21 protein-coding genes and 1 tRNA gene are annotated in these 21,145 nt (G+C 67.5%); 8 read left to right on the top strand and 14 right to left on the bottom strand.

Going from position 1 to position 21,145, the window contains the following annotated elements:
* Positions 1–66: 66 nt before the first annotated feature.
* The 10 genes from ABNK63_RS06245 to murJ all read right to left on the bottom strand — a co-directional run bounded on the left by ABNK63_RS06245 (position 67) and on the right by murJ (position 10,428).
* Positions 67–654, bottom strand: coding sequence for a PilX N-terminal domain-containing pilus assembly protein (locus ABNK63_RS06245; RefSeq protein WP_350016971.1), 588 nt, complete (start codon positions 652–654; stop codon positions 67–69).
* Position 655: 1 nt separating this feature from the next.
* Complete coding sequence (locus tag ABNK63_RS06240) at positions 656–1,675, bottom strand: prepilin-type N-terminal cleavage/methylation domain-containing protein (protein WP_350016970.1); 1,020 nt, start codon at positions 1,673–1,675, stop codon at positions 656–658.
* Complete coding sequence (gene pilV / locus ABNK63_RS06235; RefSeq protein ID WP_350016969.1) at positions 1,672–2,172, bottom strand: type IV pilus modification protein PilV; 501 nt, start codon at positions 2,170–2,172, stop codon at positions 1,672–1,674. Before pilV ends, ABNK63_RS06240 begins: the two co-directional genes overlap by 4 nt.
* Before the next feature lie 23 nt (positions 2,173–2,195).
* Positions 2,196–2,696 (bottom strand): GspH/FimT family pseudopilin, encoded by a 501-nt coding sequence (locus ABNK63_RS06230; protein ID WP_350016968.1) that lies wholly within the window; start codon positions 2,694–2,696, stop codon positions 2,196–2,198.
* A 277-nt stretch (positions 2,697–2,973) separates the two neighbouring features.
* Positions 2,974–3,049 (bottom strand) — tRNA-Thr (locus ABNK63_RS06225).
* A gap of 85 nt (positions 3,050–3,134) precedes the next feature.
* A complete protein-coding gene (gene ispH, locus ABNK63_RS06220) occupies positions 3,135–4,094 on the bottom strand; it encodes a 4-hydroxy-3-methylbut-2-enyl diphosphate reductase (RefSeq protein ID WP_350016967.1) in 960 nt (319 codons plus the stop codon).
* Between the two features lie 87 nt (positions 4,095–4,181).
* Positions 4,182–4,682 carry a signal peptidase II gene (lspA, locus tag ABNK63_RS06215; RefSeq protein ID WP_350016966.1) on the bottom strand — a complete coding sequence of 167 codons (501 nt, stop codon included), beginning with the start codon at positions 4,680–4,682 and terminating at the stop codon, positions 4,182–4,184.
* 147 nt (positions 4,683–4,829) lie between these two features.
* Positions 4,830–7,724: an isoleucine--tRNA ligase gene (gene ileS / locus ABNK63_RS06210; protein ID WP_350016965.1), complete on the bottom strand. Its 2,895-nt coding sequence runs from the start codon at positions 7,722–7,724 to the stop codon at positions 4,830–4,832.
* Between the two features lie 90 nt (positions 7,725–7,814).
* A complete protein-coding gene (locus ABNK63_RS06205) occupies positions 7,815–8,711 on the bottom strand; it encodes a bifunctional riboflavin kinase/FAD synthetase (protein ID WP_007804844.1) in 897 nt (298 codons plus the stop codon).
* A 106-nt stretch (positions 8,712–8,817) separates the two neighbouring features.
* Positions 8,818–10,428, bottom strand: coding sequence for a murein biosynthesis integral membrane protein MurJ (murJ, locus tag ABNK63_RS06200; RefSeq protein ID WP_350016964.1), 1,611 nt, complete (start codon positions 10,426–10,428; stop codon positions 8,818–8,820).
* 220 nt (positions 10,429–10,648) lie between these two features.
* On the opposite strand from murJ, the gene rpsT reads away from it, so the two are divergent.
* Positions 10,649–10,912: a 30S ribosomal protein S20 gene (rpsT, locus tag ABNK63_RS06195; RefSeq protein WP_007804840.1), complete on the top strand. Its 264-nt coding sequence runs from the start codon at positions 10,649–10,651 to the stop codon at positions 10,910–10,912.
* 117 nt (positions 10,913–11,029) lie between these two features.
* Here the strand turns inward: rpsT and ABNK63_RS06190 are convergent, their stop codons facing one another.
* Genes ABNK63_RS06190 through ABNK63_RS06180 form a run of 3 tightly spaced genes read right to left on the bottom strand, consistent with a single transcriptional unit; the run spans position 11,030 to position 13,423 of the window.
* Positions 11,030–11,332 (bottom strand): DUF6587 family protein, encoded by a 303-nt coding sequence (locus ABNK63_RS06190; RefSeq protein ID WP_350016963.1) that lies wholly within the window; start codon positions 11,330–11,332, stop codon positions 11,030–11,032.
* 10 nt (positions 11,333–11,342) lie between these two features.
* On the bottom strand, positions 11,343–13,181 hold the full coding sequence (locus ABNK63_RS06185; protein WP_007804837.1) for a ferrous iron transporter B: 1,839 nt from the start codon (positions 13,179–13,181) through the stop codon (positions 11,343–11,345).
* Entirely contained in the window at positions 13,178–13,423 is a 246-nt protein-coding gene (locus ABNK63_RS06180) for a FeoA family protein (RefSeq protein ID WP_007804835.1), read from the bottom strand. The genes ABNK63_RS06185 and ABNK63_RS06180 overlap by 4 nt, the downstream gene beginning before the upstream one ends.
* A gap of 118 nt (positions 13,424–13,541) precedes the next feature.
* Here ABNK63_RS06180 and ABNK63_RS06175 point away from each other — a divergent pair, with 118 nt between their 5' ends.
* The 7 genes from ABNK63_RS06175 (at position 13,542) to ABNK63_RS06145 (ending at position 20,525) form a co-directional block, all read left to right on the top strand.
* Positions 13,542–14,336 carry an enoyl-CoA hydratase/isomerase family protein gene (locus ABNK63_RS06175; protein WP_007804833.1) on the top strand — a complete coding sequence of 265 codons (795 nt, stop codon included), beginning with the start codon at positions 13,542–13,544 and terminating at the stop codon, positions 14,334–14,336.
* Positions 14,337–14,398: 62 nt separating this feature from the next.
* Positions 14,399–16,387, top strand: a complete 1,989-nt coding sequence (locus ABNK63_RS06170; RefSeq protein WP_007804831.1) for an acetyl/propionyl/methylcrotonyl-CoA carboxylase subunit alpha — start codon at positions 14,399–14,401, stop codon at positions 16,385–16,387.
* Positions 16,388–16,562: 175 nt separating this feature from the next.
* Positions 16,563–17,465, top strand: coding sequence for a hydroxymethylglutaryl-CoA lyase (locus ABNK63_RS06165; RefSeq protein WP_007804829.1), 903 nt, complete (start codon positions 16,563–16,565; stop codon positions 17,463–17,465).
* Between the two features lie 61 nt (positions 17,466–17,526).
* Complete coding sequence (locus tag ABNK63_RS06160) at positions 17,527–18,846, top strand: amidohydrolase family protein (RefSeq protein WP_007804827.1); 1,320 nt, start codon at positions 17,527–17,529, stop codon at positions 18,844–18,846.
* A complete protein-coding gene (locus tag ABNK63_RS06155) occupies positions 18,843–19,331 on the top strand; it encodes a GNAT family N-acetyltransferase (protein ID WP_007804825.1) in 489 nt (162 codons plus the stop codon). Before ABNK63_RS06160 ends, ABNK63_RS06155 begins: the two co-directional genes overlap by 4 nt.
* Before the next feature lie 8 nt (positions 19,332–19,339).
* Entirely contained in the window at positions 19,340–19,942 is a 603-nt protein-coding gene (locus ABNK63_RS06150) for a YdeI/OmpD-associated family protein (RefSeq protein WP_007804823.1), read from the top strand.
* 10 nt (positions 19,943–19,952) lie between these two features.
* Complete coding sequence (locus ABNK63_RS06145) at positions 19,953–20,525, top strand: N-acetyltransferase family protein (protein WP_350016962.1); 573 nt, start codon at positions 19,953–19,955, stop codon at positions 20,523–20,525.
* Between the two features lie 134 nt (positions 20,526–20,659).
* Here the strand turns inward: ABNK63_RS06145 and ABNK63_RS06140 are convergent, their stop codons facing one another.
* The gene (locus tag ABNK63_RS06140) at positions 20,660–21,136 is read right to left on the bottom strand and encodes an RcnB family protein (RefSeq protein ID WP_350016961.1); all 477 of its coding nucleotides are present in this window, start codon (positions 21,134–21,136) and stop codon (positions 20,660–20,662) included.
* Positions 21,137–21,145: the final 9 nt, after the last annotated feature.

Here is a 21,145-nt window from a genome sequence, read left to right as displayed (position 1 = left end):
ACGATAGCGCTCTCGAAGGATGCGTCATGGAAAGGCCCATGCGCCGGGTCAAGGTGAAACGGCAGGTCAGCCCCGCTTGATCATGGACTGCAAGGTCACCACGGCACGATCACCGACCGTGGCAGGACTGCCGCTGCGCGCAGTCACGCGGTAGTACACCGAGGTGGTGGACGTACCCTGGGCGCCATAGTTGTGCGCATTGGCGCTCTGACCGTACCCGGTGCTGGTGCTGGGGTCGTACCAGTTGCCCATGTTCTCGATCACGTATTGCGGCTGGCTGACCGCCAGGCTGCCGGCGGCGAACTGGCCGGCGGCGGTGCCCGAGGGGACGGTGATGATCTTGGTCTGATCCAGGTTCGGATCATCGAATGGATTGCCCTGGCAATACACGCCACCGGCCTGGCAGTTGCGCGCAATGTCGCCCGGATTGGTGGCGACCAATGCCTGCGCGGCACGCATCGCGGCTTCCGCACTCTGGAAGGCGATCTGCCGATCGAACTGGTTGGACGCCATGCGCTGCTGCATGATCGTGCCGCGCACGGCGGCCAGGCCGACCAGGGTGATCACGATCAGCAGCAGCAGTGCCACCACCAGGGCCACGCCGCGCTGGTGCCGGGCAGAAACGGAAAGGCCGGAAAAACGGGCAGGTTTCATGTCAGATCACCCGGTTGCGTATGGTGGTGGTGGCGGTGAAGGTTCGCGAGATCGGTTTGGCGTCGGTACCGGATTTCTTGTCGACGCTTTCCAGGGTGAGGGTTACCCGTACGGCGTCGACCAGGGCCCAGTTGATGCCGGCCGTGGAGGCGGGGACGAAAGTGGCGTTGCCGGACTGGTGATAAGTGAGCGTCATGCCAGTGACGTCACGTACCATTTCCTGGGCTTTCGGGGTGGGGACGCCGGCAACGTTCTCCAAGCCGATGCGGTACAGGGAACTGCCACCCAACGGATTCACGCCGACGTACCAGTCGACTGCGGCCAGCTTGCTGATCTGCGCGTTGGGAGTGAACACGTAGCTGCTGGTGCTGGTGCACACCGTGGGGAAACTCAAGTCGGTGCTGCAGTTGCCCGGCGATCCGCTGGCAGCGTGGGTGATGGTGCCGCCGGCCAGGGAAGTGATCTGCACCAGGGCGGCATGATCCGGGTCGCACACCATGATCACGTCACCCGCCTGCAGATCCGAACTGGATTCGTTGATGGTGAACGTGGCCGCCGGTTCGGTATTGAGCTTCACCGTGACGCCGGAGCCTTCCGCCCTCAGCAGCATCAGCGAATCGGTGCCGTTCACCCTCGCCTTCTCCGCCGTGCCGTTGGCCACGGCCACGTCGGTCTGGCTGTGGTCGTAACCGATCAGCGCGTTGCCCCAGTTCGCCCACCACTTCGCCGTCGCAGTACCGCCAGGACGGGCGTTGAGAACATTGGCCACGCGACCATTGTTGTTGCAGCCGTTGAGCCCGGCATCGCGGATGTCGCGCGCCATCATCTCGAACGCGGTGCGCGAACCATCCTGCACGTCACCGAGCGCCTGGTTGGTGCGATAAGTGCGCTGGTTGGCGATGAACACGCTGACCACGCCGCCGATCACGATCAGGCCCAGCAGCATGGCCACCATCAGTTCGATCAGGGTGAAACCCTGCGCGGCAACGGCCGGGCGGCGGAATGCGGGACGGCGGCTCATAGCATGGCCCTGGTGATGACTTGCTGCACGTTGCTGCCACCGACTCCGGCGCGGCTGTCGTCGAAACTGATGGTGATGGTGCAGTTCGCGCTCTTGTCCACCGCGGTGCAACTGATGTCGCCCTTGGTCGTGTCAGCCGTGCCCAATGCCTTGCCCAGCTGACCGCACCACTGGCTGATCTGGTAGTTGGCCAGCGAACCCGTCCCCGCGGGACAGGCACTGGCCTTGACCGCTGACGTGCCGGTGCGGTTGTAGCTGCCACCTTGAGCTGCCGCCATGTCCGCCCGCATGGCATCGAGGATCGAATAGCTGGAGATCGTCGCCATGGAGCGCGCCATCGCGCTGTTGTTGGTGGACAGCGACATCGCCTGCAGGGCGGCGATGCCGAGGAAGGCGATGGAGAGTACCAGCACGGCGACCAGCACCTCGATCAGGCCGACACCGGATTGCCGGGAGCGCTTGCCGGCCGCAGACTTCCGCGCCGGACGGTTGGGCATGAAATCAATCGTCATGTTCATCACTAGGGGCAAGTTCCCGAGGTAGTGGTGGTGGCGAGAATCGAACCGGCCGTCATCGTGATCACCCGATGATTGTCCTTGTTTCCCTTCATCTGGCTGGTGCAGATATCCACCACGGCGCCTCCATAGAGGGTGCTGTCGCCGGGCTTGTGGGCCAGTCCTTGCGCGTTGAACATCAGGGCCGTCGCGTTGCCCTTCAGCTGCAGCGGTGCGACCAGACCCGGGGCACCCGCCAGCACCTGGGTGACCCCGGCGCTGTTCATCGCCCAAACCGCGGCGGTCTCGTTGCCGCATGCCTTGCCCAGGTCGCTGCTGGAGTTCGCACTGGACGAATCGCTGCAAAACTGCGTACTGGAGTTGCGCTTGACCGCCTCCATGCGCGCCACGCTGATCGCGTGGACGATGTCGTTGGCGGCCGTCGTGAGTCTGTTGGAAGCCGTGAGGTTCTTGAAGCTAGGCACGGCAATCATCAGCAGCACCACGGCGATGGTGAGCGTGATCATCAGCTCGACCAGCGTGAAGCCGCGCTGCGTGCGCGTCCGCCTGGGCGATGCGACCAGCGAGACGGCTCGCTGACACGACAAGACTTGCATGGAATTCTCCCTGATACCCCTGAGCGCACTGTACCCATGCCGCCCGCGCCAGCCAGCCCCCAGCCGACCAGCGGTAGGGATTGGCCGACAAGCGGCCACTGGCACGCCGGAAAGGGTGACGGGGATCACGGGCGACGGGGCTCGCTCCGGAAAAGCAAAGGCCCGCTTGCGCGGGCCCTTGAAGTTCTGGTGCCGGAAACAGGAGTCGAACCTGCGACCTACGCATTACGAATGCGCCGCTCTACCAACTGAGCTATTCCGGCAAAGAGCCGCGGATTTTACGTTGTCGCGGCAGGGTGGCGCAAGCGGCGGGCGGTAAGCGCCCCGTGGGGCCGCACGCGCTGCGGGTCAGAGGCTGGAGCTGTTGTCGCCGACCACGCGCAACTCCTTGGGCAGGGCGAAGGTGATGTTTTCCGGCTCGCCATCCAGTTCGCGCACCGCGCCGGCGCCCCACGACTGCAGGCGGGCGATCACGTCGCGCACCAGCTTTTCCGGCGCGGAGGCGCCGGCGGTGAGGCCGATGCGGCCCACGCCATCCAGCCAGCTGCGCTCGATGTGTTCGGCGCCGTCGATCAGGAACGAACGCACGCCCTGCTTCTCGGCCAGCTCGCGCAAGCGGTTGGAGTTGGAGCTGTTGACCGAGCCGACCACCAGCATCAGGTCGACCGCGTCGGCCAGCCGGCGCACGGCGTCCTGCCGGTTCTGCGTGGCATAGCAGATGTCGTCCTTGCGCGGGCCTTCGATGTCGGGAAACTTCAGCCGCAGGGCGTCGATGATCGCCTTGGTGTCGTCCACCGACAGCGTGGTCTGGGTGACGTAGGACAACAGCTGCGGGAACGCCGGCGCCAGCGTGGCGACGTCTTCCAGCGACTCGACCAGCAGGATCTCGCCACTGTTGGCGGGGTTCCACTGACCCATCGTCCCCTCCACTTCCGGATGCCCGGCGTGGCCGATCAGCACCACGCTGCGACCGATGCGGCCCAGCCGCGCCACTTCCATGTGCACCTTGGTGACCAGCGGACAGGTGGCGTCGAACACTTTCAGATGCCGCTGATCGGCCTCCTCGCGCACCGCCTGCGACACGCCGTGCGCGCTGAAGATCACCGTGGCGCCATCGGGCACTTCGTGCAGTTCCTCGACGAACACCGCGCCGTCGGCGCGCAGCTTGTCGACCACGTAGCGGTTGTGCACCACTTCATGCCGCACATAGATCGGCGCGCCGTACGATTCCAGCGCGCGCTCGACGATGGCTATGGCGCGATCGACGCCGGCGCAGAAGCCGCGGGGGTTGGCAAGCAGGATGTCCATGGGAACTCGTGACCTTGTCCCTCCCCCTGCGAAGCATGGGGAGATGGAGGAGTGCGCTTCGCAGATGCGAAAGGCTGCAGCGGCGAATTATCGCACGCCGTCCGCCGGCTTGCCGGCGAACAGGCCGAACACGACCAGCATCACCGCACCGACCGTGATGCCGCAATCGGCCAGGTTGAACACCGGGTAATCCCACTGGCGGAAGTAGACGTGGATGAAGTCGGTGACCTGCGCGGCGTGCAGCCGGTCGATCAGGTTGCCGATCGCGCCGCCCACGATCAGCGCCAGCGGCAGGCTGGTGCGCCAGTCGCGCCGTGGCGTGCGCGCCAGCCAGGTCACCAGCACCGCGCTGATCACCAGCGCCAGCACCACGAAGAACCAGCGCTGCCAGCCCGCGCTGCTGGCCAGGAAGCTGAAGGCGGCGCCCTTGTTGAAGGCCAGCGTCCAGTTGAGGAAACCGGGAATCACCGGGTGCGGCACGCCCATCGGCTGCAGCGCATGCAGCGCCCACCATTTGCTCAATTGATCCAGTCCGATGACCGCGGCGGACAGCCAGAGCCAAGGGAGGGCGTTGGGTTTGCTGATCATCTACGGAAACTCGCTTGGGAATGGCTCCTCCCCCTGCAACGCAGGGGGAGGTTGGGAGGGGGTGCTCTTGATCTTGCGAGATTCAGATCAGGAGCGACCCCACCCCGGCCCTCCCCTGCTGCGCAGGGGAGGGAGGCATAGCGCAAATCAGAACCAGCGGCGATCCTCACCCGGCCCTTCGATGTTGCTGATGCAGCGGTCGCACAGTTCCGGATGCGCGGCGTGGCTGCCCACGTCGTCGCGGCGGTGCCAGCAGCGCACGCATTTCGCCGCGCCGCTGACACTGGCGGAAACCCAGGCTTCGGCGCCTTCCAGCTCCACCTTCACCGCGTCGTCCGCACGCGGGGCGAGCGGGGCCAGGGTGAAGTCGGAGGTGATGAAAAAGAAGCGCAGCTCGTCGGCGGCTTCGGCGTAGCGGGTCGAAAGCGCCGCATCGGCGTGGACCACCAGCTTCGCCTCCAGTGCCGCGCCGATCTGCTCGGCCTTGCGCATGCCCTCAAGCACGCGCGAGGAGGCATCGCGGATCGCCAGCAGATCGGTCCACCAGCGCCGTTGTTCCGGCGAAGCCTGGGCCGCGCTCAGGCCGTCGTACCAGGTTTCGAACAGCACGCTGTCACCGCGCTCGCCCGGCAACTGCTGCCAGATTTCCTCGGCGGTGAAGCTCAGCACCGGTGCCAGCCAGCGCACCAGCGCCTCGGCGATGCGGTACATCGCACTTTGCGCGCTGCGCCGGCCGCGGCTGTCGGTGGGCATGGTGTAGAGCCGGTCCTTGGTGATGTCCAGGTACAGCGCGCCCAGTTCGTTGGTGCAGAAATTCTGGATGCGCGCGATGACGTCCGGATAATCGTTGCGCTCGTACGCGGCGGTCACCGCCTGCTGCACGTCATGCGCCTGCTGCACGGCCCACTGGTCGAGCAGCAGGCTGTCCGCCACCGGCAGCAGGTGCGTGGCCGGATCGAAACCGTCGAGGTTGCCGAGCAGGAAACGGGCGGTGTTGCGGATGCGCCGGTAGCTGTCGGAGACGCGTTTCAGGATCTCGTCGGAGACGGTCATCTCGTTGCGGTAGTCGGCCGAGGCCACCCACAGACGCAGCACGTCGGCACCCAGCGTGTCCATCACCTTCTGCGGCGCCACCACGTTGCCCAGCGACTTGGACATCTTGCGGCCGTTCGCGTCGACCGCGAAGCCATGGGTGAGCACTTCGTTGTAGGGCGCGCGGCCGTGGATCGCCGCCGAGGTCAGCAGCGACGACTGGAACCAGCCGCGATGCTGGTCGGAACCTTCCAGGTACATCACCTTGTAATGCGTGGCCGCGCCCTGCTGCAGTTCGGGACGCTGGTCGATCACGGTGTAGTGGGTGACGCCCGAGTCGAACCAGACATCGAGCACGTCGGTGACTTTCTCGTAATCCTGCGCGTCGTCGCCAAGCAACTCGGCCGCATCCAGGGTGAACCAGGCATCGATGCCGCCCTGCTCCACCTTCTGCGCGACCTGCTCCAGCAATTCGACCGAATGCGGATGCGCTTCCTGCGTCGCCTTGTGCACGAACAGCGCGATCGGCACGCCCCAGGTGCGCTGGCGCGAGATGCACCAGTCCGGCCGCCCGGCGACCATGCCGGCGATGCGCTCCTCGCCCCAGCCCGGCACCCAGCGCACGGACTTGATCGAGGTGAGCGCCGTCTGGCGCAGGTCCTGCTGCTCCATCGAGATGAACCACTGCGGCGTGGTGCGGTAGATCACCGGCGTCTTGTGCCGCCAGCAGTGCGGGTAGCTGTGCTCGATCTTCGAGAACGCCAGCAACACGCCACGCTGGCGCAGCAGGTCGACCAGCGCCTCGTTGGCCTTCCAGATGTGCATGCCGCCCAGCGCGAGGCTGTCCGCTTGCGGTGTGTCGATGCGATAGGTGCCGCGCGGTTCGATGTAGTTGAGCAGGCCGATGCCGTACTCGCGGGCCACCACGAAATCCTCCACGCCGTGATCGGGCGAGGTGTGCACGGCGCCGGTGCCGTCGTCCGCCGATACGTGTTCACCGAGGATCACAGGCACTTCGCGCGGATAGAACGGGTGGCGGAGTTTCAGGCCTTCCAGGGCAGAACCTGTGGCATGGCCGAGGACCTGAGCACCCTCATCCGTCCTGCGGACACCTTCTCCCGGAGGGAGAAGGGAATAGCGGGCGGCCACCTTGTCGACCAAGGCACTGGCGACGACCAGCAGTACGCGTTTGCCGTCGCGCGCAGGGCCTTCGATCAGCGCGTATTCGAGATCTGCACCCAGCGACACCGCCTGGCTTTCCGGCAGCGTCCACGGCGTGGTGGTCCAGATCGGGATGGCCACGATGGCGTCACCGGCCTCCACGCCGAACTTCTTCGCCAGCGCCTTCGCATCCAGCGCGTCATAGGCGACGTCGACGGCGGGCGAGACCTTGTCGGCGTATTCGATCTCCGCCTCGGCCAGCGCCGAGGCGCAGTCGAAGCACCAGTACACCGGCTTGGCGCCCCGCAGCACGTGGCCGTTGGAAACGATCCGCGCCAGCGCGCGCAGCATGTCGGCCTCGAAGCGGAAATCCATCGAGCGGTACGGGTGCTCCCAGTCGCCCAGCACGCCCAGGCGCTTGAAGTCGTTGCGCTGGGTGTCGACCTGCTCGGCGGCGTATTCGCGGCACTTCTGCCGGAACGCCGCCGCATCGAGCTTGTCGCCCGGTTTGCCGAACTTCTTCTCCACGGCGATCTCGATCGGCAGGCCGTGGCAGTCCCAGCCCGGCACGTAGGGTGCGCGCTGACCGGCCAGCAGCTTGGACTTGACCACGATGTCCTTGAGGATCTTGTTCACCGCATGGCCGATGTGGATCGGGCCGTTCGCGTACGGCGGGCCGTCATGCAGCACGAACACGCTGTCGCGGTGCGCGGTCTTCTGCTGAATCTGCGCGTAGCGCCCCACCCGCTCCCACTCGGCCAGCCAGCCCGGCTCGCGCTTCGGCAAATCGCCGCGCATCGGAAAGTCCGTCTGCGGCAGGTTGATGGTGCTCTTGTAGTCGTGGGTCATTGCCTGGGTGCCGTAATGGAAGCGTTGCCGTCCGCCAGCGCGGACAAAGAGTTCAAAGTTAAACGATACCGGCGCCTGCCGGAAGCCGCCTCACGGACCGACCAGGCGCGGGTTCATGCCCAGCAGCTCGCGCGCTTGGCGCGAGTCCAGCGCCATCTGTGCCTTCAGCGTCTCCAGCCCGTCGAACTTCTGCTCGTCGCGCAGCTTGGCGACGAACTCCACCGCCATGCGCTGGCCGTACAGGTCGCCGTCGAAATCGAACAGATGCACTTCCAGCAGCGGCTGGCTGACCTGGTTCACCGTGGGGCGCACGCCGAGGCTGGCCACACCGGGCCAGCTGCACTCGCTCTCGCCCAGGCCCACGCGCACCGCGAAGATGCCCTGGATCGGGCTGACCCGCTGTTGCAGGTGGATGTTGGCGGTGGGATAGCCCAGCGTGCGGCCGAGCTGGTTGCCGTATTCGACCTTGCCGTCGATCACGAACGGACGACCCAGCAGTGGCTCGGCGCCGGCGAAATCGCCCGCGGCCAGCAGGGCGCGCACGCGGCTGGCGGAAACCCGTTCGCCCTCCAGCTGGATCACCGGCATGGTGCAGGCGCTGAAGCCCAGTTCGGCGCCCATGCGCTCCAGCAAGGCCACGTCGCCGCCGCGCTTGTGGCCAAAGCGGAAGTCGCCACCCACCCAGACCTCGCGCGCAGCCAGGCGCTCGACCAGCACCCGCCGCACGAAATCCTCGGCCGACATCGCGGTCAGCGCCCGGTTGAAGCGCAGCAGCAGGGCCTGCTCCATGCCAGCGGCGGCAAAGCCGCGAAGTTTTTCGCGCACGCTGGACAGTCGCGGCACCGGTTCGGGCGAGAAGAACGCCCGGGGCAGCGGCTCGAAGCTGACCACCACGGGGTTGCAGCCAAGCGCCTGCGCACGTTCGCGCACCTGCGCCAGCAAGGCCTGGTGGCCACGGTGCAGGCCATCGAATGCACCGACCGCCATCACGCTGCCGCGCGGCGTCAGGCAAGGGCCCGCGACATCCCTGGAAAGTTTCGTCATCGCCCGAGTATAACGGCCGGACGCCTGCCGATAATCGCGCGGGCGCGGTTCACGCCCCGCGCAGATCGCGCAGGCGGAAGCCGCCGGCAAACAGCACCGCGACATAAGTGCCCGCCCCCGCGACCACCAGCACGGCCAGGCGCCACAGCCGGGTGGCCACCGCGACGCCGTTAACCCATTCCGGCCACAGCCAGCGTCCCAGCAGCAGCACCGCGGCCATCGCCAGACAGGACGAGCCCAGCCGCAGCCAGTGCCGCGCCCAGCCGGGCTGTCGCTGGTACACGCCGGCGCGCTTGAGCCAGCGCCACAGCAGCATGAAGTTCACGTAGCTGGCCAGCGCACTGGCCAGCGCCAGGCCCACGTGCAGGCCGGGCACCTGGGCGATGCCGTCCAGCCAGCTGCCCTGCTTCACCGATGCCGGCGCCCACAGCTCGAAGAACAACGCGATCAGCAAGCCGTTGAAGATCATGTTGATCACCAGCGAGGCCACGCCCGCCTTCACCGGCGTGCGGGTGTCCTGGCGCGCATAGAACGCCGGCAGCACCACCTTGACCAGCGCATAGGCCGGCAGACCGCAGCTGAGCGCCAGCACGGCGGCGGCGGTCATGCGGGTGTCGAAGGCGGTGTACTGGCCGTTCTGGAACAGCGTGGCCACCAGCGGTTCGGCCAGCAGCGCCAGCGCGATCGCCGCTGGCACCGCGATCAGCAGCGTGATGCGCAGCCCCCAGTCCAGTGCCTTCGAAAATCCGGCCCGATCGGTGCCCACGTGGTGACGCGACAGCGACGGCAGGATCACCGTGCCCAGCGCGACACCGAACACGCCCAGCGGCAGTTCGAGGAAGCGCGTCGACTGCCACAGCCAGGTCTGCGACCCGGTCACCAGCAGCGACACCACGATGGTGTCCAGCAGCAGGTTGATCTGGGCCACCGACGAGCCGAACAGCGTGGGCACCATCAGCCGCATGATTTTCCTGACCTGCGGATGGCGCCAGCCCCAGCGAGGCAGCACCAGCAGGTCCAGCTGGCGCAGGGCCGGCAGCAGGAACAGCAACTGCAGCACGCCGGCCAGCAGCACCGCCCAGCCCATCGCCAGGATCGGCACATGCAGGTGCGGCGCGATCCACAGCGCCGCCACGATCATGCAGACATTGAGGATGACCGGCGCCAGCGCCGGCATCGCGAAGCGATGGAAGCTGTTCAGCGCACCGCCGGCCAGCGCGGTCAGCGACACGAACAGCAGGAACGGGAACATCCAGCGCACCAGCTCGGTGGTCAGGTCGAACTTGTGCGGCTGGTCCAGCGCGCCGGGGATGAAGGCGGTGGCCAGCTGCGGCGCGAAGATCAGCCCCAGCGCCGTCACCATCAGCAGCACGCCGCCCAAGGTGCCGGCCACGGTCGCCATCAGTCGCTTCAGGTCATCGTGACTGCCGGTTTCCTTCACCTCGGTGAAGACCGGCACGAAGGCGGTGGAGAACGACCCTTCGGCGAACAGCCGGCGCATGAAGTTGGGGATGCGGAACGCCACCACGAACGCATCGGTGGCGACCGTGGCGCCGAACACGTGGCTCATCGAGATGTCGCGCACCAGGCCCAATACCCGCGAAATCATCGTCATGCTGCTGAACGAGAGCAGTCCGCGGAGCATGCTGGGTGACTTCATGAGTGCCTGGTTTCTGCCTGGGGCGCCGATCGCGCAGGGCGCACAGTCTGACAGCCCGTGCGGGCCGGATGACAGCCCGGATATGGCAGAATGGCGACACCTCGATGGCGACACGCCCCCGCCGGCCCATTCCGGCGGCGTAAATGATTGACGCATCGGCGAATCGCCCGCATAATTGGCGTCTTTTTCCAACCTCAACCCTGCATTCCGGAGTTCTACCTTGGCCAACATCAAGTCCGCGAAGAAGCGCGCGCGCCAGTCCGAACAGCGCCGCCTGCGCAACATCAGCGCACGTTCCATGGTCCGCACCGCCCTGAAGAAGGTCGTCAAGGCCATCGAGGCCAAGGACAAGGCAGCCGCCGTTGCCGCCTTCACCGCCGCCCAGCCGGTGATGGACCGCTACGCCGCCCGCGGCCTGATCCACAAGAACAAGGCCGCCCGCCACAAGAGCCGCCTCAACGCGAAGATCCGCGAACTGGCGTAAGCCGGGGCGCGATCCACGTTGCACGAGAAGCCGGCGCAAGCCGGCTTTTTCGTGCCCGGTCCCCAGTGCTGGCTCCTCCCCCTGCGCGCAGGGGGAGGGAGCAAGACGCCAAACGCGTCACTGCCGCGGGCGAAACTCCAGCGGCATCGGCTCGCCCGGATGCGCCGCGGCTGGCGGCTTTGGCCCGCAGGCGCCGCAGGTGCTGCAGCCGTCGCTGCAGTCGCCGGTGGCTTCCTTCGGCTGCAGGCGGCGGCCGAACGCCCTCACCAGGGCGCCACGACCGGACTGGCTGAAGTGGATCGACGCGGCAGCCATCCAGCGATTGGTGGTTTTCCGGGCCAGCTTGCGCAGCACGATCCACACACTGGCCAGCACGGCCAGGCCGATCACCACGTACTGCAGCAGCAGACCGGCACTCATGGACGCGTCCTCATGCGAGCGCCCTCGCCACCTGGTAGACGATGAACGACGCGGTATAGGCCATCACGAACATGTAGCCGAACGAGATCGCCACGTTGCGCCAGGAATCGGTTTCGCGCTTGATGATCGCCAGCGTGGACATGCACTGCGGCGCATATGCGAACCACACCAGCAGCGACAGCGCGCTGGCCAGCGAGATCTGCCCGGCCAGCGCATGACCCAGCCCGCCGGCCGCCTCGCCGCCGACCAGGTAGACCGTGGCCAGCGCCGCCACCGCCGTCTCGCGGGCGGCGAACGCCGGGATCAGCGCCAGGCTGATCTGCCAGTTGAAGCCGATCGGCGCAAAGATGTACTGCAGGCCGCGCCCGATGTAACCCGCGAAGCTGTATTCGATAGCCGGCCGGGTCGCGCCTTCCGGCGCACCGGGGAAGGTCGACAGGAACCACATCAGCACGGTCAGGCCCAGGATCACGCCGGTCAGCCGCTTCAGGAAGATCATGCCGCGCTCGTACAGGCCGATCGCCACGTCGCGCAGCTTCGGCACGCGGTACGAGGGCAGCTCCATCATCAGCGCGTGCTCGCTCTTGTCGCGGCGGATGTGCTTCATCACCCAGCCCACCAGCATCGCGCCGAGAATGCCCGCCAGATACAAGGTGAACAGCACCACGCCTTGCAGGTTGAACACGCCGAACACGTAGCGGATCGGGATGAACGCGCCGATCAGCAGCGCATACACCGGCAGCCGCGCCGAACAGGTCATCAGCGGCGCGATCAGGATGGTGGTGAGCCGGTCGCGCGGATCGGTGATGCTGCGCGTACCCATGATGCCGGGGATCGCGCAGGCGAAGCTGGACAGCAGCGGGATGAACGAGCGTCCGGTCAGCCCCACCGACAGCATCAGCCGATCCAGCAGGAACGCGGCGCGCGGCAGGTAGCCCGACTCCTCCAGCACGATGATGAACAGGAACAGCACCAGGATTTCCGGCAGGAAACCCAGCACCGTGCCCAGGCCGCCGAACAGGCCATCGGTGACCAGACTCTGCAGCGGCCCCGCCGGCATCAGCGTGGCGGCGTGTCCGCCCATCCAGTCGAAGCCGTCGGCGATCGCGTCGGTCATCGGCTTGCCGATCGAGTACACCGCCTGGAACACCAGGAACATCACCACCGCAAGAATCGCCAGGCCGAACACCGGATGCAGCGCCCAGCGGTCCAGCGTGTCGTCGATCGCGGCAGTGGCGCGCGGCATCGTCAGCGTGGCCGCCAGCAGCTCGCGCACCTGCGCGTGCAGGTCGGCGCGGCTGGCCGCGTCATCGGGCTGCACCGGCGCGGCCGCGGGAACCTCGCCATCGACCCGCTCGATCAGCGCCTGCGCGCCGCCGCGCTTCACCGCGACCGTTTCGACCACGGGCAGGCCGAGCCGACGCTGCAATTCGGGCACGTCGATCACGATGCCGCGCTGGCGTGCGGTGTCCATCATGTTCAGCGCCAGCACCACCGGGCGGCCGAGGCGCTTCACCTCCAGCACGAAGCGCAGGTGCAGGCGCAGGTTGGTGGCGTCGGCCACGCAGACGATCAGGTCCGGCACCGCCTCGCCCGGATAATTGCCCGCGCAGACGTCGCGGGTGATCATCTCGTCCGGGCTGTTCGCGTCCAGGCTGTAGGTGCCCGGCAGATCCAGGATCTGCAGCACCCGGCCGGACGGCGCGGTAAAGCGGCCTTCCTTGCGCTCCACGGTGACGCCGGCATAGTTCGCCACCTTCTGCCGGCCGCCGGTGAGCAGGTTGAACAGGGCCGTCTTGCCGCAGTTGGGATTGCCGACCAGGGCAATGCGCAGGGTCGACGCGCTCATGCCGCCGCCTCGCTGCGCACGCTGACCCGGCTGGCCTCGGCCTTGCGCAGCGCGAAGCGGGTGAAGCCGATCTGGATCAGCACCGGATCGCCACCCATCGGCCCCACCGCCACCACGCGCACCGGCTCGCCATCGACAAAGCCCAGGTCGCGCAAGCGCTGCGCGATCGGATCGGCCGCATGCGCATCGTGCACGCGGTCGACCACGGCGGGGGCACCCTTGGGCAATTCGGACAGACGCACGGGCGAAAATCTCAAATAAGAACAATTCGCATTGTAGTCCTTTTGTCGATACGGCTGCAGCACCCCGGGCCACCCCTGCGACAACGTTTATCATCGCGTTATTTGCGGGGACGACCTGATGACCGATTCCATCCTCAGCGAACGCCGCGGCGCGGTCGCCTGGCTCACGCTGAACCGCCCGCAGATCCACAACGCGTTCGACGACGCGCTGATCGCCGCGCTGACCGAGGCGCTGGCCCGGGCCGACGCCGATCCGGCCGTGCGCGCGGTGGTGCTCACCGGCAGCGGCAGCTGTTTCTCCGCCGGCGCCGACCTGAACTGGATGCGCGGCATGGCCGGCGCCAGCGAACAGGAAAACCGCGAGGATTCGCTGCGCCTGGCGCGGCTGATGCGCAACCTGCAGTTCCTGTCCAAGCCGACCATCGCGCGGGTCAACGGCGCCGCGTATGGCGGTGGCGTGGGCCTGGTCGCCTGCTGCGACATCGCGATCGGCGTGGACACCGCCAAGTTCGCGCTGTCCGAAGTGAAGCTGGGCCTGGTGCCGGCAGTGATCTCGCCCTACGTGATCGCCGCGATCGGCCTGCGCGAGGCACGCCGGCTGTTCGTCAGCGGCGAGGTCTTCGACGCCGCCGAGGCGCACCGGATCGGCCTGCTGCATGCGGTGTCGACCGGCAGCGAACTGGACGAGGCGATCGAGCGCCAGCTGCATTTCCTGGCCAAGGCCGGTCCGCTGGCCCAGCGCGAGGCCAAGCAGCTGGCCTTGCGCATCGGCGGCGCCGATCCGGCCGAAGCCGAACGCATCGATACCGAAAACGCCGCACTGATCGCCCGCCTGCGCGTCTCTCCCGAAGGCCAGCACGGGCTGGGCGCCTTCCTCGACAAGCGCGCGCCGGCATGGGTGGCGCAACCGTAAGCGCGCCGCGATCTGCTAGTTTTAGACGCTTTGCATCGACACGAACGCTTCCAGGGACTCGCATGTTCGAACGTGTACTGATAGCCAACCGCGGTGAGATCGCCTGCCGCGTGATCCGCACCTGCCGCCGCCTCGGCATCCACACCATCGCGGTGTATTCGGAGGCGGACCAGGACGCGCAGCATGTGCGGCTGGCCGACGAGGCGTGGCCGATCGGCGGTCCGCTGCCGGCCGATTCCTACCTGCGCATCGACGCCATTCTCGATGCGGCGAAGAACAGCGGCGCCCAGGCGATCCATCCCGGCTACGGCTTCCTGTCGGAGAACACCGCCTTCTCGCGCGCCTGCAGGGACGCCGGCATCGTGTTCATCGGTCCGGACCCCGAAAGCATCGAGGCGATGGGGTCGAAAGCCGCCGCCAAGCAGCTGATGGCGAGGCACGACGTGCCGCTGGTACCCGGCTACAGCGGCGACCAGCAGGACAACGTCTTCCTCGCCGAACAGGCGCACCAGGTCGGCTATCCGCTGATCATCAAGCCCTCGGCAGGCGGCGGCGGCAAGGGCATGCAGATCGTGCGCTCGGACGCCGAATTCCCCGAGGCGCTGGCCACCGCCCAACGCGTGGCGCAGGCCGCCTTCGGCGACGCCTCGATGCTGCTGGAGCGTTATGTGGAACACCCGCGCCACATCGAGTTCCAGATCTTCGGCGACCGCCACGGCAACATCATCCACCTCGGTGAGCGCGAATGTTCCGCGCAACGCCGCTACCAGAAGGTGCTGGAGGAAACGCCCTCGCCCTTCCTCACCCCGGAAAAGCGCGCCGACATGGGCGCCGCCGCGGTGGCCGCCGCCCGCGCGGTTAACTACGTGGGCGCCGGCACGGTGGAATTCATCGTCGGCCCCGCGGGCGATTTCCACTTCATGGAAATGAACACGCGGCTGCAGGTCGAGCACCCGGTCACCGAGCTGACCCACAGCGTGGACCTGGTCGAGTGGCAGTTGCGCATCGCCGATGGCGAACCGCTGCCGCTGGCCCAGCAAGACGTGGTTTCGCGGGGCCACGCGATCGAAGTACGCCTGTACGCCGAAGACCCTGACCAGAATTTCCTGCCCGGCTCCGGCAAGTTGCAGACGCTGCGCCTGCCGAGTCCTTCGCAGCACGTGCGCCTCGACGGCGGCGTGATCGAGGGCGACACGGTGACGATCTTCTACGACCCGATGATCGCCAAGCTGATCGTGTGGGATGAGGACCGCCCGAAGGCCCTGCAGCGCATGCGCGAAGCGCTGGCCGCCAGCGAGATCATCGGCCCGAAATCCAACATCGGCTTCCTCGAGCGGCTGGTGCGCCATCCCGTCGTGGTCGAAGGCAACATCGATACCGGATATCTCGATCGCCACCTTGAAGAGTTCCTGGTCGGCGACGTGGTGCCGGGCGACACCGTGCTGTTCGCCGCCGCCACCGCTGTCCTGCTCCACGACGAAGCCAGCATCAGGGGCAACGCGACCGACCCGCATTCGCCCTGGGCCCGTGCCGACGCCTGGCGCATCGGCCACGCCGGCAAGCGCATCGTGGCGCTGACCTGGCGCGAACAGCGCTACGACATCGACGCCCACGGCCACGCCGGCAACTACCAGCTGCGCCGCGGCGCAGCCGCCTGCGAAGTGCGTGGCGCGCGTCTGCTCGACGATGGTCTCAGCGCCCGCTTCGCCGGCGAGTCACAGCGTGTGCCTCTGCGTGTCGATGCCGCCCACGTGCTGCTGCATGACGCCCACGGCCAGCGCTACCGCTTCAGCCGGGCCGCCGCCTTCGCCTGGGAAGCGACCGACGCCGCCGGCGGCAACCAGATCATCGCCCCGATGCCGGGCCGCATCGTGCTGGTGAAAGCCAACGCCGGCGACACGGTCGAGCAGGGCCAGGAACTGCTGGTGATGGAAGCGATGAAGATGGAACTGGCCTTGAAGGCACCGCGCGCCGGCACCATCGAAAGCATCAACGCCACGCAGGGCGAGTTTGTCGAAGCCGACGCCGTGCTGGTCCGCTTTGCCGACTGAGCTTTAAAGCCCTCTCCCCTCGGGAGAGGGGTTGGGGTGAGGGTTCGGGCAGGCCAGGGAGTTCACTTCGACCCCGCACCCTCATCCGCCCCTTCGGGGGCACCTTCTCACCCACAAGGGGACTCCTTATAGTCGCCGAGGGGAGAAGGGAAATGATGTCCTCCGGAGCTTTTTCATGAACACCTCCAACCACGTCCGCATCGTCGAAGTCGGCGCCCGCGACGGCCTGCAGAACGAGAAGACCCTGCTGCCGGCCGAGGTGAAGGTCGCGCTGATCGACCGGCTCTCCGCCACTGGCCTCAAGTCCATCGAGGCGACCAGTTTCGTCAGCCCGAAATGGGTGCCGCAACTGGCCGACGCCGCCGAGGTGTTCACCCGCATCCGCAAGCTGCCAGGCGTGAGCTACCCGGTGCTGGTGCCGAACCTGCAGGGCTACGCGCGGGCGCGCGAAGTCGGCGCCACCGAGATCGCCGTGTTCACCGCCGCATCGGAAGCGTTCAACCGCAAGAACATCAACGCCTCGATCGACGAATCCATCGAACGCTTCATCCCGGTGATGGAACAGGCCCGGGCCGACGGCGTGCAGGTACGCGGCTACGTCTCCACCGTGCTCGGCTGTCCGTACCAGGGCGAGGTGCCGCTCAGCGACGTGGTGCGCGTGGCGCGGCGCCTGCACGAGCTGGGCTGCCATGAAATCTCGCTGGGCGACACCATCGGCGTGGGCACGCCGGCCAAGGCACGCGCGATGCTGCACGCGGTGGCGCAGGAGGTGCCGATGGCGGCGCTGGCCGTGCATTTCCACGACACCTACGGCCAGGCGCTGGCGAACATCCTGGCCTGCCTGGAAGAAGGCGTGCGAGTGGTCGACAGCGCCGTTTCCGGCACCGGCGGCTGTCCGTACGCGAAGGGCGCCACCGGCAACGTGGCCAGCGAGGACGTGGTCTACATGCTGCACGGCATGGGCATCGAGACCGGCATCGACCTCGACCTGCTGGTCGCCACCGGCGCCTGGCTCGCCGCGCAACTGCACAAGGACACCGCCAGCCGGGTCACCCGCGCGCGGACGGCCGTGGCCTGAGCCACTCGCGAAATCCCGATCGCGATCACTATCATCGGCTTTCGGTCGACGAGATGAAGCGATGCGCACAAGCCTGATGACCTGGTGGCGGACGGCGGCGGCAGTGCTGATCCTGTCCTGCAGCCTGTCCGCCGGTGCCGCCACGCCTAAGGGCGACTGGTTGCTGCTGCCCGAACGTGTCTGGACCGCCGACGGCGATGTCGTGCACGCAGGCTGGGCCGTGCTGGTGCACGACGGCACGATCGCCGCAGTCGGTCCGGCCGCCTCCCTCCACGCGCCCGCCGATGCACGCCGCGTCGAGCTGCCCGGCGCCACGCTCACACCGGGCCTGATCGACCTGCACTCGCACCTGTTCCTGCATCCGTACAACGAGACGCTGTGGAACGACCAGGTGCTGACCGAGCCGCAGGACTACCGCACGCTGCTGGCGGCAAAACACGCGCGCGACACCTTGCTCGCCGGCTTCACCACGCTGCGCGACCTGGGCACCGAAGGAGCCGGCTTTGCCGATGTCTCGGTGAAGCGCGCGATCGAGGAAGGCCTGATCCCCGGCCCGCGATTGTTCGTGGCCACCCGCGCGATCGTCGCCACCGCCAGCTACGGCCCGGGCCCGCGGGGTTTCCGTCCCGACCTCACCCTGGTCGGCGGCGCGCAGGAAATCAGCGGCGTCGACCAGGCGATGGCGGCGGTGCGCGAACAGGCCGCGCGCGGCGCCGACTGGATCAAGATCTACGGCGACTACCGCGTCGGCCCCGATGGTGCCACCGCACCCACCTTCACCCCGGCCGAGTTGAGGGCGCTGATCGATACCGCGCACCAGATCGGCCGCCCGGTGGCCGTGCACGCCGCCAGCGATGCCGGCGTACGGATGGCGGTGGAGGCCGGCGTGGACAGCGTGGAACACGGCTACGGCGCCAGCGAGGCCACCTTCAAGCTGATGAAGCAACATGGCACCGCCTACGAGCCCACGCTCACCGCGGTCGAGTCCACCGCCGAATATTTCCAGAACTACGTGCCGGGCAAGAGTGAGCCGACCGAGCGCATGCGCGAAGCCGAACAAGCCTTCCGCAGCGCCCTGAAGCTGGGCGTCACGATCGGCAACGGCAGCGACGTGGGCGTGTTCCGCCACGGCGAGAACTGGCGCGAACCGGCGGCGATGGTGGCCGACGGCATGACCCCCGCGCAGGCATTGCACGCGGCCACCGACGTGGCGGCGAAGATCCTGCGCCAGTCGCAGCGTTTCGGTCGCATCGCGCCCGGCCTGGCTGCCGATCTCGCGGCGTTCAGCGGTGATCCGAGCACGCAGATCGATGCGCTGCAACACCCGGTCTTCGTGATGAAGGCCGGCCTCCCCTATCTGACTCCCGCAGCGACCCCATGACTGACGCATTCCTGATCCGCCCCATCGCACCAACCGACAACGCGGCGATGGCCGCGATCATCCGCGCCGTGATGCCCGAGTTCGGCGCCGACGGCCCCGGCTTCGCGATCCACGACGCCGAAGTCGACACGATGCACGAGTCCTACGCCCAACCGCGCAGCAGCTACTTCGTGGTCGAGCGCGACGGCACGGTGATCGGCGGTGGCGGCGTGGCGCCCCTGCAGAACGCCGAGCCGGATGTGTGCGAACTGCGCAAGATGTACTTCCTGCCCGCCGCGCGCGGCATCGGCGCCGGCACGGCGATGATGGAGCGCTGCCTCGACGCGGCCCGCACGCACGGCTTTCGCCGCTGCTACCTGGAGACGCTGACCGGGATGGACGCGGCGCAGGCTCTGTACAAGCGCAGCGGCTTCACCGCGCTGTGCGCGCCGATGGGCGGCACCGGGCATTTCAGTTGCGACCGCTTCTTCATCCGCGACCTGTGAGGTGGGCCATGTCGAACCACGATCCGCGCATCGATGCCTATATCGCGAAATCCGCCGAGTTCGCCCGACCGATTCTCGAGCACCTGCGCAAACGCGTGCACGCCGCCTGCCCCGAGGTGGAGGAAGGCATCAAGTGGAGCATGCCGTTCTTCAGCTACAAGGCCGCGCCGATGTGCATGATGGCCGCGTTCAAGCAGCACTGCAGCTTCGGTTTCTGGCTGTCGAAGGAAGTGACCGGTGGCAGCGACGAGGACGGCATGGGGCAGTTCGGCAAGCTCGCGACGCCGAAGGATCTGCCGGCAGACAAGCAACTGGCCACGTACCTGAAAAAGGCGATGGCCTTGAACGAAGCGGGCGTGAAGAAGGCCCGTCCGAAGGCCGCTGCGAAACCCGCACCGACCCCGCCGGACGAACTGGCCGCGGCGCTCGCCCGGAAGCAGCACGCCGCCGCGCGCAAGACCTGGGAAGGCTTCGGCCCCGGCGCGCAGCGCGAGTACGTCGACTGGATCACCGAGGCGAAGACCGAAGCCACCCGCCAGAAACGCCTCGCCACCACCCTGGAGTGGCTGGCCGAAGGCAGGAAGCGCAACTGGAAGTACGAGAAATGCTGAAGGCCGCCCGATGATCCGCACCGCCCGCGACGACGACGCCGCCGCCATCCATGCCATCTACGCGCCGTCGGTCAGCGACGGCGTGGCCACCTTCGAGACCGCACTGCCCGGCGTGGACGCGATGCGCGAACGCCTGCGCACGCGCCTGCAGCACTACCCGTGGCTGGTGTGGGAGGAGGCCGGCGAGGTCCTGGCCTATGCCTATGCCGGGCGCTTCCGCGAACGCGCCGCCTACGACTGGATGGCCGAAACCTCGATCTACGTGCGCGCCGACGCGCATCGCCGCGGCATCGCCCGCAAGCTCTACGGCGTGCTGCTGGACGTGATGCGCCTGCAGGGCATCACCCAGGCCGTGGGCGTGATCACCCTGCCCGGCACGGTCAGCGTGGCGATGCACGAGGCGATGGGTTTCACGCCGGCGGGCGTGTGGCGGCAGTGCGGCTACAAGCTCGGACAGTGGTGGGACGTGGGCGTGTGGCAGAAGGAGCTGCAGGCAGCGGCGAATCCGCCCGCAGCCGTCACGCCGTTCCCGCAGCTGCCGCCGGCATCGTTGCGGGAGTTGCTGGAAAACCGGCATGCATAGGGCTGGCCCTGTCCGCCCGCGCTGATTCTCCGGTGTCGAGAGAAGATCGGCGGGCGGTGCCTGCCCTGCGGCAAACGCGAAAAGTGCGTGCCCGCGCTGGCGGGCACGCACTCATGCATCACGGCGAAACGGGCTTACTGGTTGAGCAGCAGGTCCGCGATCACCCCGGTGGCGATCGCCACCAGCAGGAAATCGCCGTTGTCGCTGCGCACCCAGTGATAGCCGCGCGGCGGCGGGCGCAGGTGGTCGCGATGCCAGTCGGTCACCACGTAGCGGGTGCGGTATTCCACCGGCAGGTAGCCACCGCGCCGGTACCAGCCTTCGTGGCGACCACGGTCGTGCCAGCTCTTGTAATGGCCGTAGGCATGGCCGGGAGGACCATCACGCCGCACGTAGCGATCATGGTCGTAGCCGCCATCGCGATGATCGTCCCGATCGTGACGGCCCTCGTAACGGCCCCGATCATGGCCATGGCCGCGATCGCCCTGGTCGTTCTGGCCATGGTCATTGCCATGACCCCGGCCATGACCGTGGTCCTGCGCCAGCACGGAGCCACTGGCCAGCATCAGCATCGCACCCAACACGGCAGACAGACTCAGCAGCTTCTTCATGGTGTCGCT

Source organism: Rhodanobacter sp. IGA1.0, from assembly GCF_040208325.1.
In the GTDB taxonomy this organism is placed as follows: domain Bacteria; phylum Pseudomonadota; class Gammaproteobacteria; order Xanthomonadales; family Rhodanobacteraceae; genus Rhodanobacter; species Rhodanobacter spathiphylli.
Note: the sequence above shows the minus strand (reverse complement) of the source record. Positions and strands in the feature narration are given on the sequence as shown.